We start from the raw sequence: 17,609 nt of genomic DNA, 5'->3' as shown, positions 1-17,609 counted from the left end.
GATGGACGACGAACAACTCGCGGAGCTTGCCCAGCAGTTGCGCGTCGATGCGGTACGCGCCGCCGACGCCGCGGGCTCCGGCCACCCGACCTCCTCCATGTCGGCGGCCGATCTCGGAGCCGTACTGCTCGCACACCATCTGCGCTACGACTTCGGCCGCCCCGAACATCCGGGCAACGACCGGCTCGTGCTCTCCAAGGGGCACGCGTCACCGCTGCTGTACGCCATGTACCTGGCAGCGGGCGCCATCGGCGAAGAGGAACTGCTGACCTTCCGCCGGAAGGACAGCCGCCTCGAGGGACACCCCACCCCACGGCTCCCCTGGGTGGACGTCGCCACCGGGTCGCTCGGCCAGGGACTGCCCGTCGGCGTCGGAATGGCCCTCGCAGGCAAGCGGCTCGACCAGATCCCCTACCGGGTGTGGGTCGTCTCCGGCGACAGCGAGATGGCGGAGGGCTCCGTCTGGGAGGCCGTCGAGCACGCGTCGTACGAGCGGCTGGACAACCTGACGCTCATCCTCGACGTGAACCGCCTCGGACAGCGCGGCCCCACCCGCTTCGGCTGGGACCTCGACGCCTACGCCCGAAGGCTGCGCGCCTTCGGCTGGCACACCGTCGAGATCGACGGGCACGACGTCCGCGCCGTCGACGACGCCTTCTCCGAAGCCGCCGGCACCGTCGGCCGCCCCACGGCCGTCATCGCCCGGACCGAGAAGGGACACGGCGTCACCGCGGTCCAGGACCAGGAGGGCAAGCACGGCAAGCCCCTGCCCGACGCCGAAGAGGCCATCGGCGAACTCGGCGGTGTCCGCACCGCCAGGATCGAAGTCCGGCCGCCTCCCGCGTCCCGCGTCCTGCACTCGCGGCGCAGCGGCGGTCTCGCCCTCCCCGTCCACGACAAGGGCGACGAGGTCGCCACCCGTACGGCCTACGGGCAGGCCCTCACTGCGCTCGGCTCGGCGCGCACGGACGTCGTGGCACTCGACGCGGAGGTGGGCGACTCGACACGCACCGAGTACTTCGCCAAGGAGCACCCCGGACGCCACTTCCAGTGCTACATCGCCGAACAGCAACTGGTCGCCGCGGCGGTGGGCATGTCCGCACGCGGCTACGTACCCTTCGCCTCGACGTTCGCGGCATTCCTGACCCGCGCCCACGACTTCGTACGCATGGCCGCCGTCAGCCGGGCGTCCATCAACCTCGTGGGCTCGCACGCGGGCGTGGCCATCGGTCAGGACGGTCCCTCCCAGATGGGCCTGGAGGATCTGGCGATGTTCCGGGCCGTCCCCGGCAGCACCGTTCTCTATCCGTGCGACGCCAACCAGACCGGCCGGCTCGTCGCCGCCATGGCCGACCTGCCGGGGGTGAGCTACCTGCGCACCAGCCGGGCCGACATGCCGGTGATCTACGGACCCGACGAGGAATTCCCGGTCGGCGGCGCGAAGGTGCTGCGCTCCTCCCACCGCGACCGCGTGTGCGTCGTCGCCGCCGGGGTGACCCTCCACGAGTCGATGGCGGCCGCCGGGCTGCTGGAACGAGAAGGAATCCCCGTGCGCGTCGTCGACCTCTACTCGGTCAAGCCGGTCGACGCGGGCACGTTGCAGCAAGCGGCCGACGACACCGGCTGCCTGCTGACCGTGGAGGACCACCGTACGGAGGGCGGCCTGGGCGACGCCGTGGCCGAGGCGTTCTCCGACGGCCGGCCGATGCCCCGCCTGGTCCGGCTCGGGGTACGGAACATCCCGGCCTCCGCGAAGCCCGAGGAACAACTGCACGCCTCCGGCATCGACGCCGAGTCGATCGCGGCAGCGGTCCGTCTGCTCGTCGCCGAGGCCATGGTGCGCCCGTGACGGACGACCGGACGATCGGCGTACGGGTCGGCGGACGGACCGTCCGCATCCAGCGGCCCGACAAGGTGATGTTCCCCGACGAGAAGATCACCAAGGCGGATCTCGCCGACTACCACCGGGCGATCGCACCCCACATGCTTCCCCATCTGCGAGGCCGGCCGCTGATGCTGGAACGGCACCCCGACGGCATCGGCGGACCGCGCTTCATGCAGAAGAACACTCCGGACAACTATCCCGACTGGGTGCGCAGGGCGGAGGTCGGCAAGGCCGACGGCACAGTCGTCCACACGGTGTGCGACAACACAGCCACCTTGCTGCACCTCGTCGACCAGGCCTGCATCACCCTCCACCGGTGGCAGTCACGCGTGGGACGGCTCGACCGGCCGGACCGGCTGGTGTTCGACCTGGACCCCTCCGGCGACTCGGCCGACGACTTCGAGACGGTGCGCCGGGCGGCCCGGCAACTCGGCGAACTCCTCGACGACCTCCGCCTGCCGTCCGCCCTGATGACCACCGGCTCCCGCGGACTCCACGTCATCGTGCCCCTCACCGGCGAGACCGACTTCGACGGAGTACGCGCCTTCGCGCAGGAGGTCGCGGAGGCGCTCGCGCAGCGCGACCCCGATCACCTGACCACCGCCGTCCGCAAACAGGCGCGCGGCGACCGCCTCTATCTGGACGTGCAGCGCAACGGGTACGCGCAGACCGCGGTGGCGCCCTACTCGGTGCGGGCCAGGCCCGGGGCGCCGGTCGCCACCCCGATCAGCTGGGACCAGCTCGAGGACCCCGGCACCGGCCCGCGGCGTTGGACGGTCGCCAACGCGATCGAACAGGCCCGCACCAGGCCGTGGGGCGACACGCTCGGCAACCGGCGGGCACTGGGCCCGGCGGGCCGCCGGCTCGCCGCTCTGCGATAGGAGGGGCCCTTCTCGGCAGACCCGCACGGCCAGGCCGATCCCCCGCGTCAGGGTGAAACCGGCGCCGGAAAGAACGGCAGCGAGACGGAGAACGAGCAGGACGGGAACCATTGTCCGTATCCCCGAAAGCGGATCCTCGCATTCCATGCAGCACGCACCGTCCGATGCGAATGGAGCCTGAGCGTGATGGACAGGAACAGAGACAATGACAACGGAAAGGGAAGCGGCGTCCAGGGACGCGACGAGACGGAGGAGGAACGGGCCGATCGCAAGTGGGCCGACCTCGTCCAGGAATTGCGCGTCGCTCAGACAGGGGTGCAGATCCTTTTCGGATTCCTGCTGACAGTCGCCTTTCAGCCACGCTTCACCGACCTGTCGCAGACGGACCAGACCATCTACTCCGTGACCGTTCTGCTGGGGGCCGCCACCACGGGCGTGCTCGTCGGACCGGTGGCCTTCCACCGGATGCTCACGGGCCGTCGGCTCAAGCCGGAGACGGTGGCCTGGGCTTCCCGCCTCACCATGCTGGGACTGCTGCTGCTGCTGTGCACCATGGCGGCCGCACTGCTTCTGATCCTTCGGGTGGTACTCGACGACACCCTCGCGTTGTGGCTCGTCGTCGCGATGGTGGTCTGGTTCGTGGTGTGCTGGTTCGTTCTGCCCGCGTGGACCCGCGTCACCCGCCGTGGCCCTGACTGACGGGATTTCAGCCTCCTTGTGCACGAAGGCGACAGACCGGTTGTGAAGCCACGACGCGCCGGCGGTACTGTGCGCGCACCGCCAGACGGAATGGCGCGGTAATCGTGGAGGAATCAGTGACTGAAATCAGAAGATCGTGGCGGCGTACGGGAGCGCTCATAGCCGTCGCGTCAGCCGGTGCGCTGGGAGTCGGCCTTTCCGCCGCACCGGCGATCGCGCACACCCCGATCTGGACGGTGACGTGCGACGAGGTCAGCGTCGACCTGACCGCTTACAGCGCCAACGAGGACAACACCGTCACGATCACGGTGGACGGCAAGGATCTGCTGCCGACCAAGACGTTCAGGAAGGAATTCCACGAAAAGCTGGAACTTCCCGAGCACGACAAGGCGATCACGGTCCGTCTGATCGTCGACGCCGGCGACGACGACAAGTTCTCGTACGACGACGCCAAGAGCGCGCCGGCCTGCGAGGAGCCCCCGTCGTCGCCGTCGCCGTCGCCCTCGACGACGCCTCCTTCGACGACACCTCCCTCGCCGACCCCCTCGCCCACGCCGAGCGAGTCCGAGCCGGTCCCGAGCCAGACGCCGGGCACCAGCGCCCCCGCCACGCCTCCGGCCGAGCCGAGCACCAGCGCGCCCGGTGGCGGCCTGGCCGAGACCGGTGGCTCCAGCGCCACCCCGGTGATCGCCGGAGCGGCGGCCGCGGTGATCCTCGCCGGCGGCGGCATCATGTGGGCCGCGCGCAGGCGGCGCGGCGCCCAGCACTGACGTGACACAGGGGCGGGCGGGCCATTTCGGTCCGCCCGCCCTTCGTCGTTCCGTCACATGTGGCTGCGGCCGTCCGAGCGGCCGAGGGCGGGCGGCGGATACGTGACCTGAACCCGACCGACGTGTACTGCCTCACCGGCTGCGCGGGCGCCGGCCCAGGGGAACGGGCCGGCGCCCGCGCAGCCCCTTCGCCCGGCGAGACGTCACGGACATCTTGCGCCGAACGGGGAGGCCCGTCGGCCGACGGCGTGTGACACCCGGTCAGAGGCACCCGCCGCGCGAAGATGCCAGGGCTCCGCGTGTTCCCCAGTCCTTCATTCCCACCCTCTGGCGCGATCCTCCCGGCCCGGCGATGCTGTCCGCCGACAGCGCTTTCTGCGTGCTCAAGCAGCCATAATCCAGGAGAATTTGTGGGCCTTGGCAGAGCAAGACACACCGTCGTGCTGGTCGCGACACTGTCCGCACTGGCGGTGGGAGGCACCCTTCCCGCCGTCGCCGATCCCGTACCACCGCCACGGGAGTCCGCCGAGATACTGCGGCCCGTCGCGCCGCCGCCGGCCAGCGACGCGGCCGGCGCCCACGCCGCGGTCACCGACGACCGGGGCATCGAGACCGCCCGCAGCTCACGACCGGTCGCACCCGGCGTCAGACTCACCTCGTACGACCGCCTCGAAGCCGACAAGTGGCTGCGTGTCGACGCCCTCTCCGTCGATCTCGGCAGCGGCGGAACACAGGCCGACTACCTGTCCTCCGGGAAGGTCGCCGACCGGCACAGCGTCTCCGAGCTCGCCGCCCGCCACGACGCCGGCGAGGGCCGTCGCACCGTCGCCGCCATCAACGCGGACTTCTTCGACATCAACCAGACCGGCGCGCCCCTCGGCCCCGGAATCAGGAACGGCGAGGTCACCCACTCACCGGCCACGGGCGCCAACCGCGCTGTGGGCATCGGCCCCGAAGGCGCGGGCCGCGTGCTGCAGCTGTACTTCGACGGCACCCTCTCAGTCCCCGGCGGTGACCACCGGCTCGGCGCGTACAACGCCGCCAACGTCCCGGCGGACGGGATCGGCGCGTACACCTCCGCCTGGGGCGGCGCCGACCGCGCCCTCACCGTGGACAGCGCCGCCCCGGTCGCGGAGGCCGTCGTCCGCGACGGCGAGGTCGTCACCGTCGCGGACCGGCCCGGCGCCGGGCCGGTGCCCGACGGCACCACGGTCCTCGTGGGCCGTGAGGCCGGGGCGGCGGTCCTCGCGGCGCTGCGACCGGGCGACCCCGTCAAGATCGAGTACCGGCCCCGCACCGACAGCGGCCCGGTGCCGCGCACCGCGGTCGGCGGCCGCGAACTCCTCGTCGTCGACGGGGTCCCGCAGAACCACGACGGCGCGGGGAACAACACCACCGCACCGCGCACCGCCGTCGGCTTCTCCGAGGACGGCCGCTCGATGCAGATCATCACCGTCGACGGCCGGCAGGCCGACAGCGGTGGTGTGACGCTCACCGAACTCGGCCTGATGATGAAGAAGGCCGGCGCGCACAGCGCGCTCAACCTCGACGGCGGCGGCTCCTCGACGCTCCTCGCCCGAGAACCCGGCAGTGACACGCTCCAGGTGGAGAACAGCCCCTCGGACGGCAGCGAACGCCAGGTCCCCAACGGCCTCGCCCTGACCGCCCCCGACGGTACGGGACAACTGCGCGGCTACTGGGTCGAGACCGCGGTACCCGCCTCCGCGGCGCCCACCGCCGACCCGGTGGCGGGCGGCCACCCGGAACGGGTCTTCCCCGGCCTGACCCGCAGGCTCACCGCCGCCGGCTACGACGAGACGTACGGCCCCGCCGCCGGCGACCCGCGCTGGCGCTCCCAGCGGCCCGCCGTCGGCCGCGTGGACGACGACGGCGTCTTCAGGGCCCGCAGCAGCGGCACCACCGAAGTCAGCGCCGAGCGGGGCGCGGCCCACGGCAGCATCCGGCTCACCGTGCTCGACGACCTCTCCCGCATCGAGCCCACCACCCGGCGCGTCTCCCTCGCCGACCCCGGCTCCGCCGGCACCTTCGGCATCCTCGGCCTGGACGCACAGGGCAACAGCGCGCCGATCGAGCCCGCCGACGTACGACTGGACTACGACCGCGACATGTTCGACGTACGCGACGACGGCCGTGGCTCCTTCACCGTCGCCTCGCGCACCGGCGACAGCACCGCCGGGCGGATCACCGCGACCGCCGGTGGCGTGACCACCGTCCTCGCCGTGACCGTGGGACTCACCGAACAGACCGTCAGCGGCTTCGACGACGCCGGCGCCTGGACCTTCAGCCAGGCGCGTGCCGGCGGCTCCGTCGCGGCCACGCCCGACGGACACAGCGGCACCGGTCTCGAACTCTCCTACGACTTCACGAAGTCGACCGCGACCCGCGCCGCCTACGCCAACCCGCCCCAGCGGATCGCCGTCGCCGGGCAGCCGCAGTCCTTCACCCTCTGGATCAAGGGCGACGGAAACGGCGCCTGGCCCACCCTGCACCTCAAGGACGCGGCCGGCTCCGACCAGTTGCTGCGCGGCCCGTACATCACCTGGACCGGCTGGCGGCAGGTGAGGTTCCCCGTGCCGCAGGGCGCGGCCATGCCGCTGTCCGTGCACCGGTTCTACCTGGCGGAGACCGCCGCGGGCCGGCAGTACACCGGACGGATCGTGATCGACGGGCTCGACGCGCAGGTACCGCCCGCGATCGACGTGCCGCAGCCGCCGCCGGTCGTCGACCCGCTGATCGACCCGGCGGCCGTGACCGAGGGACGCGACTGGCAGTTCGCGGTGATGTCCGACGCGCAGTTCGTGGCCCGCGACCCGAACAGCCCGATCGTCGCACAGGCCCGCCGGACGCTCCGCGAGATCAAGGCCGCGCGACCCGACTTCCTCGTCGTCAACGGCGACCTCGTGGACGAGGGATCACCGGCCGACCTCGCCTTCGCGCGCCGCGTGCTGACCGAGGAACTGGGGGACGAACTGCCCTGGTACTACGTGCCGGGCAACCACGAGGTCATGGGGGGCCGGATCGACAACTTCGTCGCCGAGTTCGGCCCGGCGCAGCGCACCTTCGATCACCGCGGCACCCGGTTCATCACCCTGGACACCTCAAGCCTGAGCCTGCGCGGCGGCGGTCTCGCCCAGATCAAGGCGCTCCGGGCCCAGCTCGACGCTGCCGCGACCGACCGGACGATCGGCTCCGTGATGGTCGTCGAGCACGTACCGCCGCGGGACCCGACCGTCCAGCAGGCCAGCCGGCTCGGCGACCGCAAGGAAGCGGCCCTGATCGAGGACTGGCTCGCGGAGTTCCGCCGTTCCTCGGGCAAGGGCGCGGGGCTGATCGGCAGCCACGTCGGCGTCTTCCATGCCGCGCACGTCGACGGCGTGCCGTATCTCGTCAACGGCAACTCGGGCAAGGCACCGGCCGGGCCGGCCGACGAAGGGGGCTTCACCGGCTGGTCGCTCGTCGGTGTCGACGGCGTCTCGCACGCCGAGCAGGCGGCCGCGCGCCGCGCCCCGTGGGAGGCGGGTCCCGACTGGGTCTCCGTCCAGACCCGCACCCATGTCGACGCGCTCGAACTGTCCGCGCCGGTCGTCCTGCAGCCCGGTGACACCGCCGACGCGAAGGCGACGGTCGTCCAGGGGGCGAGGCGGGTGCCCGTGACGTTCCCGGTCAGCGCGGACTGGTCCGGCTCGCCGAACGTCCACATCGGCGCCGAGCACGACGCGCGGGGCCGCCACGTGGCGGCCTTCGACCCGGCGACGGGCAGCGTCACGGCGCTGCGCGCCGGTGCGTTCACGCTGGCGGTGACCGTGGGCGGCGTGACGCGTGACGTGCGCGTGAACGTGGTGACGCCGCGGGACAGGGCCGCCTGAGCGCGGCACGGACCGGGTTCCGCGCCGCCGGGCGCGGCCCGGTCCGTGCCGGGGCGCTTGCCCGCCCCCTGTGCCGGGGTGCTTGTCCGACCTTCGTGCAGGGCAGGGGCGTTTGCTCGACCTGTGTGCAGGGGTGCGGCCGGTTCTCGGTGCGGTGCCGGGTGCGTGGGCCGGTGTGTCTGTGGGCGGGCCCGTGTCGGGGCGTCTGCTCGACCTCCGCGCACAGGCCCTTCGGCTGACACGGTACGGCGTGGCGGGCGTGTCGCTGCCCGCGGCGGCGAGGACCGGGACGAGTGGTGCCGGCACCCCGGCCCGCCCTGGCTCCTCTCCGTGCCAGCCCCACGCGCCGGCACAAGGCCGGGCCGAACCGGCCTCGTGGCGGCGCGTGGGGCGACGTCCCGGAATCAGTGGACGAGTCCGAGGCCCGGCTCGCCGGCCGGGAGCGGGGCGAAGTGGCCTGCCACGTCCGCCGCCGACACCGCGTCGAGCCGCGCCGGAGACCATCGTGGCCTGCGGTCCTTGTCGACGACCTGCGCGCGGATGCCCTCGACGAGGTCGGGGGAGACCAGTGCGGCGCAGGAGACGCGGAACTCCTGTTCCAGGACGGCCTCGAGGCCGCTCAGCTGCCGAGCCCGCCGGATCGCGGCGAGCGTCACCTTCACCGACGTGGGTGACTTCGACAGGATCGTCTCCGCCGCCTCCTTGGCCGCGGGCTCCCCGCAGGCCGTCAGCCGGTCGACGATCTCCTCCGCGGAGTCGGCGGCGTAGCAGTGGTCGATCCACTCGCGGTGCACGGCCAGTTCCGCCTCCGGTGCCGGCGCCCCGTACCGCCGGAGCGCCTCGGCCGGCTCGGCCGTCGCGAGGGACGCCGCGAAGCCGGTGAGCCGCTCGTACGGCACGAAGGCGTCGGCGAGGCCAAGCCGCAGCGCGTCGCCCGCGCCGACCGCCGCGCCGGTGAGCGCCAGGTGCGTGCCCAGTTCGCCGGGGGCCCGTGACAGCAGGTAGGTGCCGCCGACGTCCGGCACGAAGCCGATCCCGGTCTCCGGCATGGCGACGGCCGATCGCTCCGTGACGATCCTGATGCTGCCGTGGGCGGAGATGCCGACTCCGCCTCCCATCACGATGCCGTCCATGAGGGCGACGTACGGCTTCGGCCAGCGGGCGATGCGGGCGTTGAGCCGGTACTCGTCGCGCCAGAAGGCGGCCGACGCACGCCCGCCGGCGCGTGCGTCGTCGTGGATGGCGCGGATGTCGCCGCCGGCGCACAGACCGCGCTCACCGGCTCCCGACACGACGACGACGGCGATGTCGTCGTCGCGTTCCCAGGCGTCGAGTGCGGCGTCGACGGCACGCACCATCGCATGGGTGAGCGCGTTGATCGCCCGGGGACGATTGAGTGTGATGTACCCGGCGCGGCCCTCGGTGCGCAGCAGTACGGCGTCGTCGTTCGGCGTTGAGGAGCTGTCCGGGGCCATCGCTTCGTCCTTCCGGGGTTGGATCTCGCGGTCCATACTCGCTCACCCGTCCTGCGACAGACGCACGCCCCCTTCCCTCTCGGTCGGGGGGCACGTCATGAACCGGATGGGTCCGCACATCGCCGAAGACCCGCGCAGGGTGGCCCTCGTCGACGCCGTGTACGCCTCCCTTCAGGGGCGCCTGGAGCACGCTCTCGACCGCCGACCGCAAGGACCGCGCCCGCCCCGCCCCGCCCCGTCCCCGTCCCGTCCCGTCCCCGTGCCGTCCCCGTCGCGCCGGAGCGCAGCCATCGCCGCCGGTCGTCGCGATCGCGCCACTCGGCGCGAATGTGGCGCAATCAAACGTTGCCGCTCCGCTTCATGAGGCGCAGCCTGGGTGCTGCGGGAGCGCTCCCATGCTTTCGCGGGAGCGCTCCCATTTCGTCGGACCCCACAGGAATCCGGCATTCCCCCACGGAAGGAAGGCAATCATGAATTGTCATGCACGCAACATTCGACGGCGGCTGACGCTCGCCCTGACGACCCTCGTCGCGGCGTTGCTCAGCCTGATCCCCTGGAGCGGTACCGCCGTCGCCCACGGGTCGGTCGTCGACCCGGCCTCGCGCAACTACGGCTGCTGGCTGCGCTGGGGCAGTGACTTCCAGAACCCGGCCATGGCCCAGGAGGACCCCATGTGCTGGCAGGCCTGGCAGGCCGACCCGAACGCCATGTGGAACTGGAACGGCCTGTACCGCAACGGCTCCGGCGGCAACTTCCAGGCGGTCGTCCCTGACGGGCAGCTGTGCAGCGGCGGCCGGACCGAGGGCGGTCGCTACAACTCGCTGGACACCGTCGGCGCGTGGAAGACCACGGACATCGGCGCGAACTTCACCGTCAAGCTGTACGACCAGGCCAGCCACGGCGCGGACTACTTCCAGGTCTACGTCTCGCGGCAGGGTTTCGACCCGACCACCCAGCCCCTGCGCTGGAGCGACCTCCAGTTGGTCACCCGCACCGGCAGGTACGCACCCAGCCAGAACTACTCCATCCCCGTCAGCACGTCCGGCTACAGCGGTCGCCATGTCGTCTACACGGTCTGGCAGGCATCGCACATGGACCAGACCTACTTCCTGTGCAGTGACGTGAACTTCCGCTGATCGATCCGTCACCGAGCCGTCCCGCCGGGCGTCGCGCGCCGTCCGGCGGGACCCGTCCGTGCCCTGACGTACCGCGCGGCGCCCCGAGACCGGAGCGCCGCCCGCCGACACACGGCGATCCGCCCACCGACCGGAACAGCATCCTCGTCACCGGAGCCGACATGCCAAGACGCCGCCGGACAGGGCCTCTTCTGCCCGCCCTCCTGCTGACCGCCCTCATCGCCCTGCCCGTCAACACCACTGCCACTGCCACTGCCGCCGCCACCGCCACCGCGACCCCGTCTCCGTCTCCGTCCCCGCCCCTCGTGGCGGCTCCCCCCATGACAGCGGCTGCCGCGACGCCCCGGGCGGAAGCGGCCGAGGGCACCGTCGCGCCCACCTCGCCCACGGCGTCGAGCGCACCCGTGCCCCTGCCGTCGCTGAGCACGACCACCACCCAGGTGGCCTCCGGGCTGAAACGGCCCACCGCTATCGCGGCCCCCGACGACGGCACGGGCCGGCTGTTCATCACGGAGAAACCCGGAACCGTCCGCGTCTACCACCCGGACACCGGCCTCGAGCGGACCCCGCTCGTCGACATCACCTCGGTCCTGGACGAGTCGGGCAACGAACGCGGGCTGCTCGGCATCGCCCTCCCGCCCGACTTCGCCGACAGCCAGGACCTCTACCTGGCGTACACGGCTCTGCCCGACGGCGCGGTCACACTCGCCCGCTACCGGCTCGACGAGTTCCGCCTGGAGGTCCTGCTCTCCCAGGAACACGCGGAGTACAGCAACCACAACGGCGGACAGCTCGCGTTCGGCCCCGACGGCAACCTGTACTGGAGCATCGGCGACGGCGGCGGCTCCGCGGACCCCCTCCGCGCCGGACAGCGGCTGGACACCCTGCTGGGCAAGGTCATGCGTATCGACGTGAGCCGGGCCTGCGCCCCCCTCGCCTACTGTGTCCCCGACGACAACCCGTTCGTGGGAACCCCCGGCGCCCGCGAGGAGATCTGGCTGTACGGGCTGCGCAACCCGTGGCGGTTCTCCTTCGACAGCGCCGACGGCTCGATGTGGATCGGGGACGTGGGGCAGGGCCGATGGGAGGAGGTCGACCATCTCGCCGCCGGACAAGGAGGGCTGAACCTCGGCTGGTCCTGCTACGAGGGCCTGGAGAAGTTCGGCGGCGGCCACTGCGCGCCCGGCGAGACGTACACCGAGCCAGTCTTCACGTACTCGCCCTACACGGGCGGCTGTTCGGTCATCGGCGGACACGTCTACCGGGGAAGGCAGTACGCCGACCTGGTCGGCGGCACCTACATCGCCACCGACTACTGCTCGTCGACGGTCTGGGCACTGCGCCCCGACGGCAGCGGCGGCTACGAGCAGGCCGAGATCGGGGAGATGCCGACTCAGGTGACGTCGATCGGCACGACCGCCGACGGGGAGTTCTACGTGGTCAACGATCTGCCCGGTGGCCTGCACCGAGTGTCGTTCGAACGGGAGGAGCCGACCTGCCGTGTGGACCGGACCGTGAGGGCCTGGGGCACCGGAACAACGGTCGACCTCACCGTGACCAACACCGGCAGCACGGCGCTGAGCGGCTGGACGCTCGAGTTCCCGCTCGCCCTCGGGCAGACGGTCGTCTCCGACTGGAACACCGACCTGACCCAGGGAAGCAACACCATCACGGCGACCGACGCGTCGCACAACGCCGCCGTCGCTCCGGGCGCGAGCATCACCCTGGGCTATCTCGCCGACCACACCGGTGACGCCTCGCCACCACCGCGGTTCACGCTGAACGGTGACGCCTGCGCCGTCGGCCGCTGAGCCGCAGGCCGCCGTAACAGGCCGCCGCCCTGACGACGGCGGCGGGGGACCCCCGGCCGGGCCGCCCGGATCGGCCTGGCCGGGGGTGCGCTGCGTTTGGCGTCTCCATGCCCGCCAAGGTAGGGACCCAGAATTTTTCCGACAACACCCCGGCAGAAAATCGCGATAGATCGTTCAACGGACGAGGCCTGATGGTCCCTCAAACACTGGCTGTCCGCGTTCTACGGATTATTTATTCGGGGGGTTGACGTAAAAGCTCCGGCGTTCGCAAGCTGTGCGGCACACCCCGTCACACAGCTCTCCCGGGCTGCCCATGGACGTTCGGGCGGGGACGACGAAGGAGAATCCGACTGATGACCGGTGGCGAGAATCGTCTGCGCCGTCGCTCCCTGCTGGCCGGTGCCGCCGGCATGGGAGCCGCGGCCGCCCTTCCCGTGACCGCCGCACGAGCGGCCCCGCCCGTTTCGGCCTCGGCCCCCGCTGAAAGCGCGGCGAGCGGGCCCCGCCCCCGCCCGTCGAACTGGCCCGACCCCGAGCCGTACGGTCTCGCCGACACCCGGCTGGACCTGTGGCCGCGGGACGACAACTCCTTCGTCCTCCCGCTCGAACCGCGCCCCCGTGACCGGGAGCTCGGCCGGGTCTGGATGCGGGACACCTACGTCAACTGCTTCGTGGTCGACGGCCGCGCTCTCTATGTCGCCACCGGCACCACCCGCGTCCCGGGGCTCGAGGCTGCCGGCCCGTGGAACGACGGCATCTTCGTGTGGACGGCCCCGTCACTGAAGGGACCGTGGAAGCTGGTCGACACGACCGGTGTCCGGCCCGGCGCGGAGAAGGGCAAGGTGTGGTCGCCCGAGTTCGTCGGCGAGAACCGGCCCGGACGTACGGTCGTCGCACCCTGGCAGGAGTACTGGCACGACGAACAGTTCGGCAGGCGCGGCAACGTGTGGGCGCCGGAGGTGCACCGCTTCAAGGGCAAGTGGTACATCGTCGCGTGCATGGGTGACCACTCCCGCAAGGTGGGGTCGTTCATGCTCGTGAGCGAGGCCGGCATCGAGGGCCCGTACCGACTGGCCGAAGGCAGTCTCGACAAGCCCTTCGGCGATGCCCTCCCTGACGTGCCGCACATCGAACCCGGGGCGCGCTTTCATATCGACGGCGGCCTGTACACCGAGGGCGACGACGCCTGGCTCGTGCTGCACAACGACCTGTACGCCAGATTCCGGAGCGACATGGAGGACATCGTCACCACGACGAACCTCCCCGAGTTCCGGCAACTGCCCTACTCACCCGAGCCGTACCTCGAAGGCGCCCACGTCTTCAAGCACAAGGGCAAGTACTACCTGCTTCACGCCGCGTGGGACCGCACGTCGGTCGACGCCTACGGAAGCACGCGCAACGCCTACGACCCGCCCGCGCCGGGCCGTGTGCAGTACCAGTACGACGCGATCCTCGCCGTCTCCGACCACTTCGAAGGCCCGTACTCGAAGCGGTGGACCGCCGGCGTCGGCGCCGGACACAACAACATCTTCGAGGACCACGACGGCGGACTGTGGGCGACGTTCTTCCGCAACCCGAACTTCGGCCACTGGTCGGACCCCTCCCGCATCGCCGACGCGGCCGTACCCGGTGTCGTACGCCTGGAGTGGACCGGCCCCGACGACAACCGCCTGTACGTCCAGCGCGAGAGCCGGGGCGGCAGGTGAAAGCCCGAGGCCCCGCGATCGTTCCGCGCGCGGCGAGCACGGCAGACGCCTCGCACCGGCCGGCGGCTCCTCCCCGCTCGGCTTCCATCACCTTCTCCTCCCGGAAGGGAGCACTGTGACCTGCCCGACCGCTCCGAACATCGTGCTGGTGATGACCGACCAGCTTCGTGCCGACTTCACCGCGAGCATGGGCTTCGCCCTGGACACGATGCCCTTCCTCGACTCCGTCGCCGCCGAGGGCACCCGCTTCCGCCGCGCCTACACCACCGCCCCGGCCTGTGTCCCGGCGCGCACCAGCCTGCTCACCGGCAGATGGCCCAGTACCCACCGGGCACGGCAGAACTCCACCCTCGACCCGCTGGACGTGGCACGCGGCGACGACCTGCTCGATGTGCTGAGGGGCGCCGGCTACCAGCTGTTCTTCGCCGGCAAGACGCACATGTACCGGGAGAACCCGGAGGACTACGACGCCTTCTCCGGCCCCTACGGACACACGAAGGGGCCGGACTCCACCACCGAGCAGCGCGCCTTCACGGCCTGGCTGCGATCCATCGACATGGGGCCGACGAGTGCTCCCACCCCGTTCCCGGCGGAGCAGCAGTACGCGTACCGGATCGTCTCCGACACCATCGGGCAGGTGGACGCCCGGGATGCCGCCAAGCCGTTCTTCGCCTGGGTCTCCATGCCCGAGCCGCACAACCCGTACCAGGCGTCCGAGCCGTACTTCTCCATGTTCGACGAGGACGAGGTCCCCGACCGGTCCTGTGGTCCCGAGGCCGCGGAGGCCAAGGGCGGCGCATACAAGTGGCTGCGCGACCTGGTGGAGGAGAAGCGCCCCGGCTACGACGACAACTGGCGCCGCTACCGGGCCACTTACTGCGGCATGCTCCGCTTCGTCGACGACCAGGTGCGCCGGCTCGTCGACCACCTCAAGTCCCAGGGTCTGTGGGAGAACACCCTGCTCATCTTCCTCGCCGACCACGGCGACTACGTCGCCGACTACGGCCTGCAGCGCAAGGGCGCCGGCATGTCCGAGGCCCTGGCGCAGATCCCGATGGTCGTCCACGGCTGCGGCGTCCGGACCAACGAGAACAAGAAGGACTTCGTCTCGATCGCGGACATCCTGCCCACCCTGTGCGAGGCGGTGGGCCGCCCCATTCCCCTGGGCGTCCAGGGCCGCAGCCTGTGGCAGATGCTCACCGGCTCCGACTACCCGGCCGCGGAGTTCTCCGACATCGTCACCGAGCGCGGCTACGGCGGCCTGCCCTATTCCGACGATGCCCGGCCACCGCTGCATTTCCCCTACGAAGGCACCAAGTACGACGAGCTGAACAGTGTGACGCAGAGCGGCTCGTCGCGGATGCTCCGGCACGACCACTACAAGCTCTATGAGCATGTCGCCGACGGCGGCGAACTGTACGACCTCGCCAAGGATCCGATGGAGCTGGACAACCGCTGGGACGATCCGAGCCTGCGCAAGGTCAAGGCCGACCTCATGCAGCGACTGCACCGATGGTCGGTCCGCCTCACCGACGACCTGCCGCAAGGGCGCTACACCGCCAGGCTCGCTCAGCACAACTGGTATCGGACCTCGGAGGAGGATCGAGCATGACCGGACCGATCCGCCGCGACGACGGCCACCGGCGATCCTCCCCGTCACGCCGTACGGTCCTGCGCGGTACCGCCGTCACGCTGGCCGCGGCAGCCACGACCATGGCCGCGGGCGGTACGGCTTCCGCGGCCGGCGCGGCCGTCGACCACCCGGGCGCGCAGTGGCTGCCCGCCGACCCCGCCAACTACCGCACCGCGTGGCGTCCCCGCGGTCATCCGGTCGACCACGTCGTCATCCACGTCACGCAGGAGCGCTTCGACGACGCCGTCGCCGTCTTCCGGAACAGTGACAGGAGAACCTCGGCCCACTATGTGGTCCGCTCGGCAGACGGCCACATCGGCCAGTGCGTCCGGGAGAAGGACATCGCCTGGCACGCCGGCGATCCCGACCACGACAACCGCAGCATCGGCATCACACACGAGGGTTGGGTCAATGCCGGCGCATGGTTCACCGAGGAGATGTACGCCTCGTCCGCGGCGCTCACCGAGGCCGTGTGCGCACGCCATGCGATTCCACTGGACCGTACGCACATCCTGGGGCACCACGAGGTGTCCGGCGCCACCCACACCGACCCTGGAGCCAACTGGGACTGGGATCGCTATCTCGAACTGGTACGCAAGGTGAGAAGCGACAGGTGACGCCGTCGGTGAGGGGCGGCGCCACCTGGTGCCGCCCCTCGGGCCCGCGCCCGGATCCGGAGCGCCACACGAACGGACCACGACCCGCGCGCTCACGGAGATGAAGGTCCGGCCGCACCGGCGTACACCGCCGGTGCGGGGTGGTTGTGCGTGGTCAGTGGTCAGCGGTTCTCGGTGCGGGTTGTGGTGACTGACGCTCATGTGCCGACGACGCCGGCGAGACGTCGGGCGACCTCTCGCCAGACCACTTCGGCCGCGGGCTCGTCGCGTTCCGCACGGCGGCACAGCTCCAAAGGGTCCAGCCCCCTGGCCCGTAACCGCTCCGAAGCCCATGATCCGACCCGGTCCGCGCCCGCCTCGGGGTGGAACTGCACCCCCCACGCCCGGTCGCCGACCCGGAATGCCTGGTACGGGCACCTCTCGCTCTCCACGAGCCAGGCGGCACCCGGGGGCAGGGCGGTCACGGCGTCCACGTGGTGCTCGACTGCGGTCACCCGCTTCGGCAGTCCCTGGAAGAGCGGATCACCGTCAGCCTCGGACCGGACGCGGAGCGGCGTGCTGCCGAACTCCGGTTCGCCGTGTTCGCCCTGGACCGTTCCTCCGGCGACCTGTGCGAGGAGTTGTCCGCCGAGACAGATCCCGAATACGGCGTGTCCCCGCTCCAACGCCTCGGCCACCAGTGCGCGAGCGGGCGCGAGCCAGGGCGCACGGACGTCGTCCCCGGGGAGGTAGCCGCCGCCGAGCACCATCACACCCTCGTGCGCCAAGTGCCGGGGGAGCGGCTCCCCGGCATACGCGCGCACCACTTCCAGTGACAGCCCGTCCGAGACCAGCCAGTCACCGAACCGGCCGGGCCCGCCGCCCGGGCTGTTCTGAACCACCAGCAGCCGCGCCATCCCACCCCCTGCTACGTACCTTTGTGACAACCTTCCACTGCCCAGGAGGAGGTGGGTCGCAAGCCTCCTGCCGTGTCACAGAGTCGCCGCTCGACGCTTCGAGCTGCCGACGAGGTCACGAAGCCCTCCGGCCGTGCCCGTCGGCACACCGGCGACTCGTCTGCGGCCGCATCACCCTTCCGAATTACTGCAACGCGTTCTACTGTGTGCGCC

The 17,609-nt window shown here is 71.3% G+C and carries 12 protein-coding genes; 10 read left to right on the top strand and 2 right to left on the bottom strand.

Going from position 1 to position 17,609, the window contains the following annotated elements; translation table 11 throughout:
- The first annotated feature begins 1 nt into the window (after position 1).
- The 5 genes from ACFYV1_RS28040 (at position 2) to ACFYV1_RS28020 (ending at position 8,122) form a co-directional block, all read left to right on the top strand.
- Positions 2–1,849 (top strand): transketolase, encoded by a 1,848-nt coding sequence (locus tag ACFYV1_RS28040; protein WP_389398376.1) that lies wholly within the window; start codon positions 2–4, stop codon positions 1,847–1,849.
- Positions 1,846–2,766 carry a non-homologous end-joining DNA ligase gene (gene ligD, locus ACFYV1_RS28035; protein WP_389398375.1) on the top strand — a complete coding sequence of 307 codons (921 nt, stop codon included), beginning with the start codon at positions 1,846–1,848 and terminating at the stop codon, positions 2,764–2,766. Before ACFYV1_RS28040 ends, ligD begins: the two co-directional genes overlap by 4 nt.
- Positions 2,767–2,952: 186 nt before the next feature.
- Entirely contained in the window at positions 2,953–3,465 is a 513-nt protein-coding gene (locus ACFYV1_RS28030) for a DUF6328 family protein (RefSeq protein WP_389398374.1), read from the top strand.
- A 116-nt stretch (positions 3,466–3,581) separates the two neighbouring features.
- Positions 3,582–4,235 (top strand): LAETG motif-containing sortase-dependent surface protein, encoded by a 654-nt coding sequence (locus ACFYV1_RS28025; protein WP_389398373.1) that lies wholly within the window; start codon positions 3,582–3,584, stop codon positions 4,233–4,235.
- Between the two features lie 410 nt (positions 4,236–4,645).
- Positions 4,646–8,122, top strand: coding sequence for a phosphodiester glycosidase family protein (locus ACFYV1_RS28020; RefSeq protein ID WP_389398372.1), 3,477 nt, complete (start codon positions 4,646–4,648; stop codon positions 8,120–8,122).
- Between the two features lie 404 nt (positions 8,123–8,526).
- On the opposite strand, the gene ACFYV1_RS28015 is transcribed toward ACFYV1_RS28020, so the two are convergent.
- A complete protein-coding gene (locus ACFYV1_RS28015) occupies positions 8,527–9,597 on the bottom strand; it encodes an enoyl-CoA hydratase/isomerase family protein (RefSeq protein ID WP_389398371.1) in 1,071 nt (356 codons plus the stop codon).
- 470 nt (positions 9,598–10,067) lie between these two features.
- Here ACFYV1_RS28015 and ACFYV1_RS28010 point away from each other — a divergent pair, with 470 nt between their 5' ends.
- The 5 genes from ACFYV1_RS28010 to ACFYV1_RS27990 all read left to right on the top strand — a co-directional run bounded on the left by ACFYV1_RS28010 (position 10,068) and on the right by ACFYV1_RS27990 (position 16,500).
- A complete protein-coding gene (locus tag ACFYV1_RS28010) occupies positions 10,068–10,733 on the top strand; it encodes a lytic polysaccharide monooxygenase (protein ID WP_389398370.1) in 666 nt (221 codons plus the stop codon).
- A gap of 320 nt (positions 10,734–11,053) precedes the next feature.
- Entirely contained in the window at positions 11,054–12,544 is a 1,491-nt protein-coding gene (locus ACFYV1_RS28005; RefSeq protein WP_389398369.1) for a PQQ-dependent sugar dehydrogenase, read from the top strand.
- Between the two features lie 353 nt (positions 12,545–12,897).
- Positions 12,898–14,250 (top strand): family 43 glycosylhydrolase, encoded by a 1,353-nt coding sequence (locus tag ACFYV1_RS28000; protein ID WP_389398368.1) that lies wholly within the window; start codon positions 12,898–12,900, stop codon positions 14,248–14,250.
- Positions 14,251–14,365: 115 nt separating this feature from the next.
- Positions 14,366–15,862 (top strand): sulfatase, encoded by a 1,497-nt coding sequence (locus ACFYV1_RS27995; RefSeq protein WP_389398367.1) that lies wholly within the window; start codon positions 14,366–14,368, stop codon positions 15,860–15,862.
- Entirely contained in the window at positions 15,859–16,500 is a 642-nt protein-coding gene (locus ACFYV1_RS27990; protein ID WP_389398366.1) for an N-acetylmuramoyl-L-alanine amidase, read from the top strand. The genes ACFYV1_RS27995 and ACFYV1_RS27990 overlap by 4 nt, the downstream gene beginning before the upstream one ends.
- Before the next feature lie 197 nt (positions 16,501–16,697).
- Here the strand turns inward: ACFYV1_RS27990 and ACFYV1_RS27985 are convergent, their stop codons facing one another.
- Positions 16,698–17,396, bottom strand: a complete 699-nt coding sequence (locus ACFYV1_RS27985; protein ID WP_389398365.1) for a type 1 glutamine amidotransferase — start codon at positions 17,394–17,396, stop codon at positions 16,698–16,700.
- Positions 17,397–17,609 lie beyond the last annotated feature (213 nt).

This window comes from Streptomyces sp. NPDC003023, from assembly GCF_042888225.1.
Taxonomy (GTDB): domain Bacteria; phylum Actinomycetota; class Actinomycetes; order Streptomycetales; family Streptomycetaceae; genus Streptomyces.
The sequence above is the reverse complement of the archived record's forward strand: the minus strand, read 5'-3'. Positions and strand labels throughout refer to the sequence as shown.

Bases quoted from the DNA above. Each gene is read 5' to 3' on its own strand.
- ACFYV1_RS28040 (WP_389398376.1), top strand. From the start codon at position 2: ATGGACGACGAACAACTCGCGGAGCTTGCCCAGCAGTTGCGCGTCGAT.
- ACFYV1_RS28030 (WP_389398374.1), top strand. From the start codon at position 2,953: ATGGACAGGAACAGAGACAATGACAACGGAAAGGGAAGCGGCGTCCAG.
- ACFYV1_RS28015 (WP_389398371.1), bottom strand. From the start codon at position 9,597: ATGGCCCCGGACAGCTCCTCAACGCCGAACGACGACGCCGTACTGCTG.
- ACFYV1_RS28010 (WP_389398370.1), top strand. From the start codon at position 10,068: ATGAATTGTCATGCACGCAACATTCGACGGCGGCTGACGCTCGCCCTG.
- ACFYV1_RS28005 (WP_389398369.1), top strand. From the start codon at position 11,054: ATGACAGCGGCTGCCGCGACGCCCCGGGCGGAAGCGGCCGAGGGCACC.
- ACFYV1_RS28000 (WP_389398368.1), top strand. From the start codon at position 12,898: ATGACCGGTGGCGAGAATCGTCTGCGCCGTCGCTCCCTGCTGGCCGGT.
- ACFYV1_RS27990 (WP_389398366.1), top strand. From the start codon at position 15,859: ATGACCGGACCGATCCGCCGCGACGACGGCCACCGGCGATCCTCCCCG.
- ACFYV1_RS27985 (WP_389398365.1), bottom strand. From the start codon at position 17,396: ATGGCGCGGCTGCTGGTGGTTCAGAACAGCCCGGGCGGCGGGCCCGGC.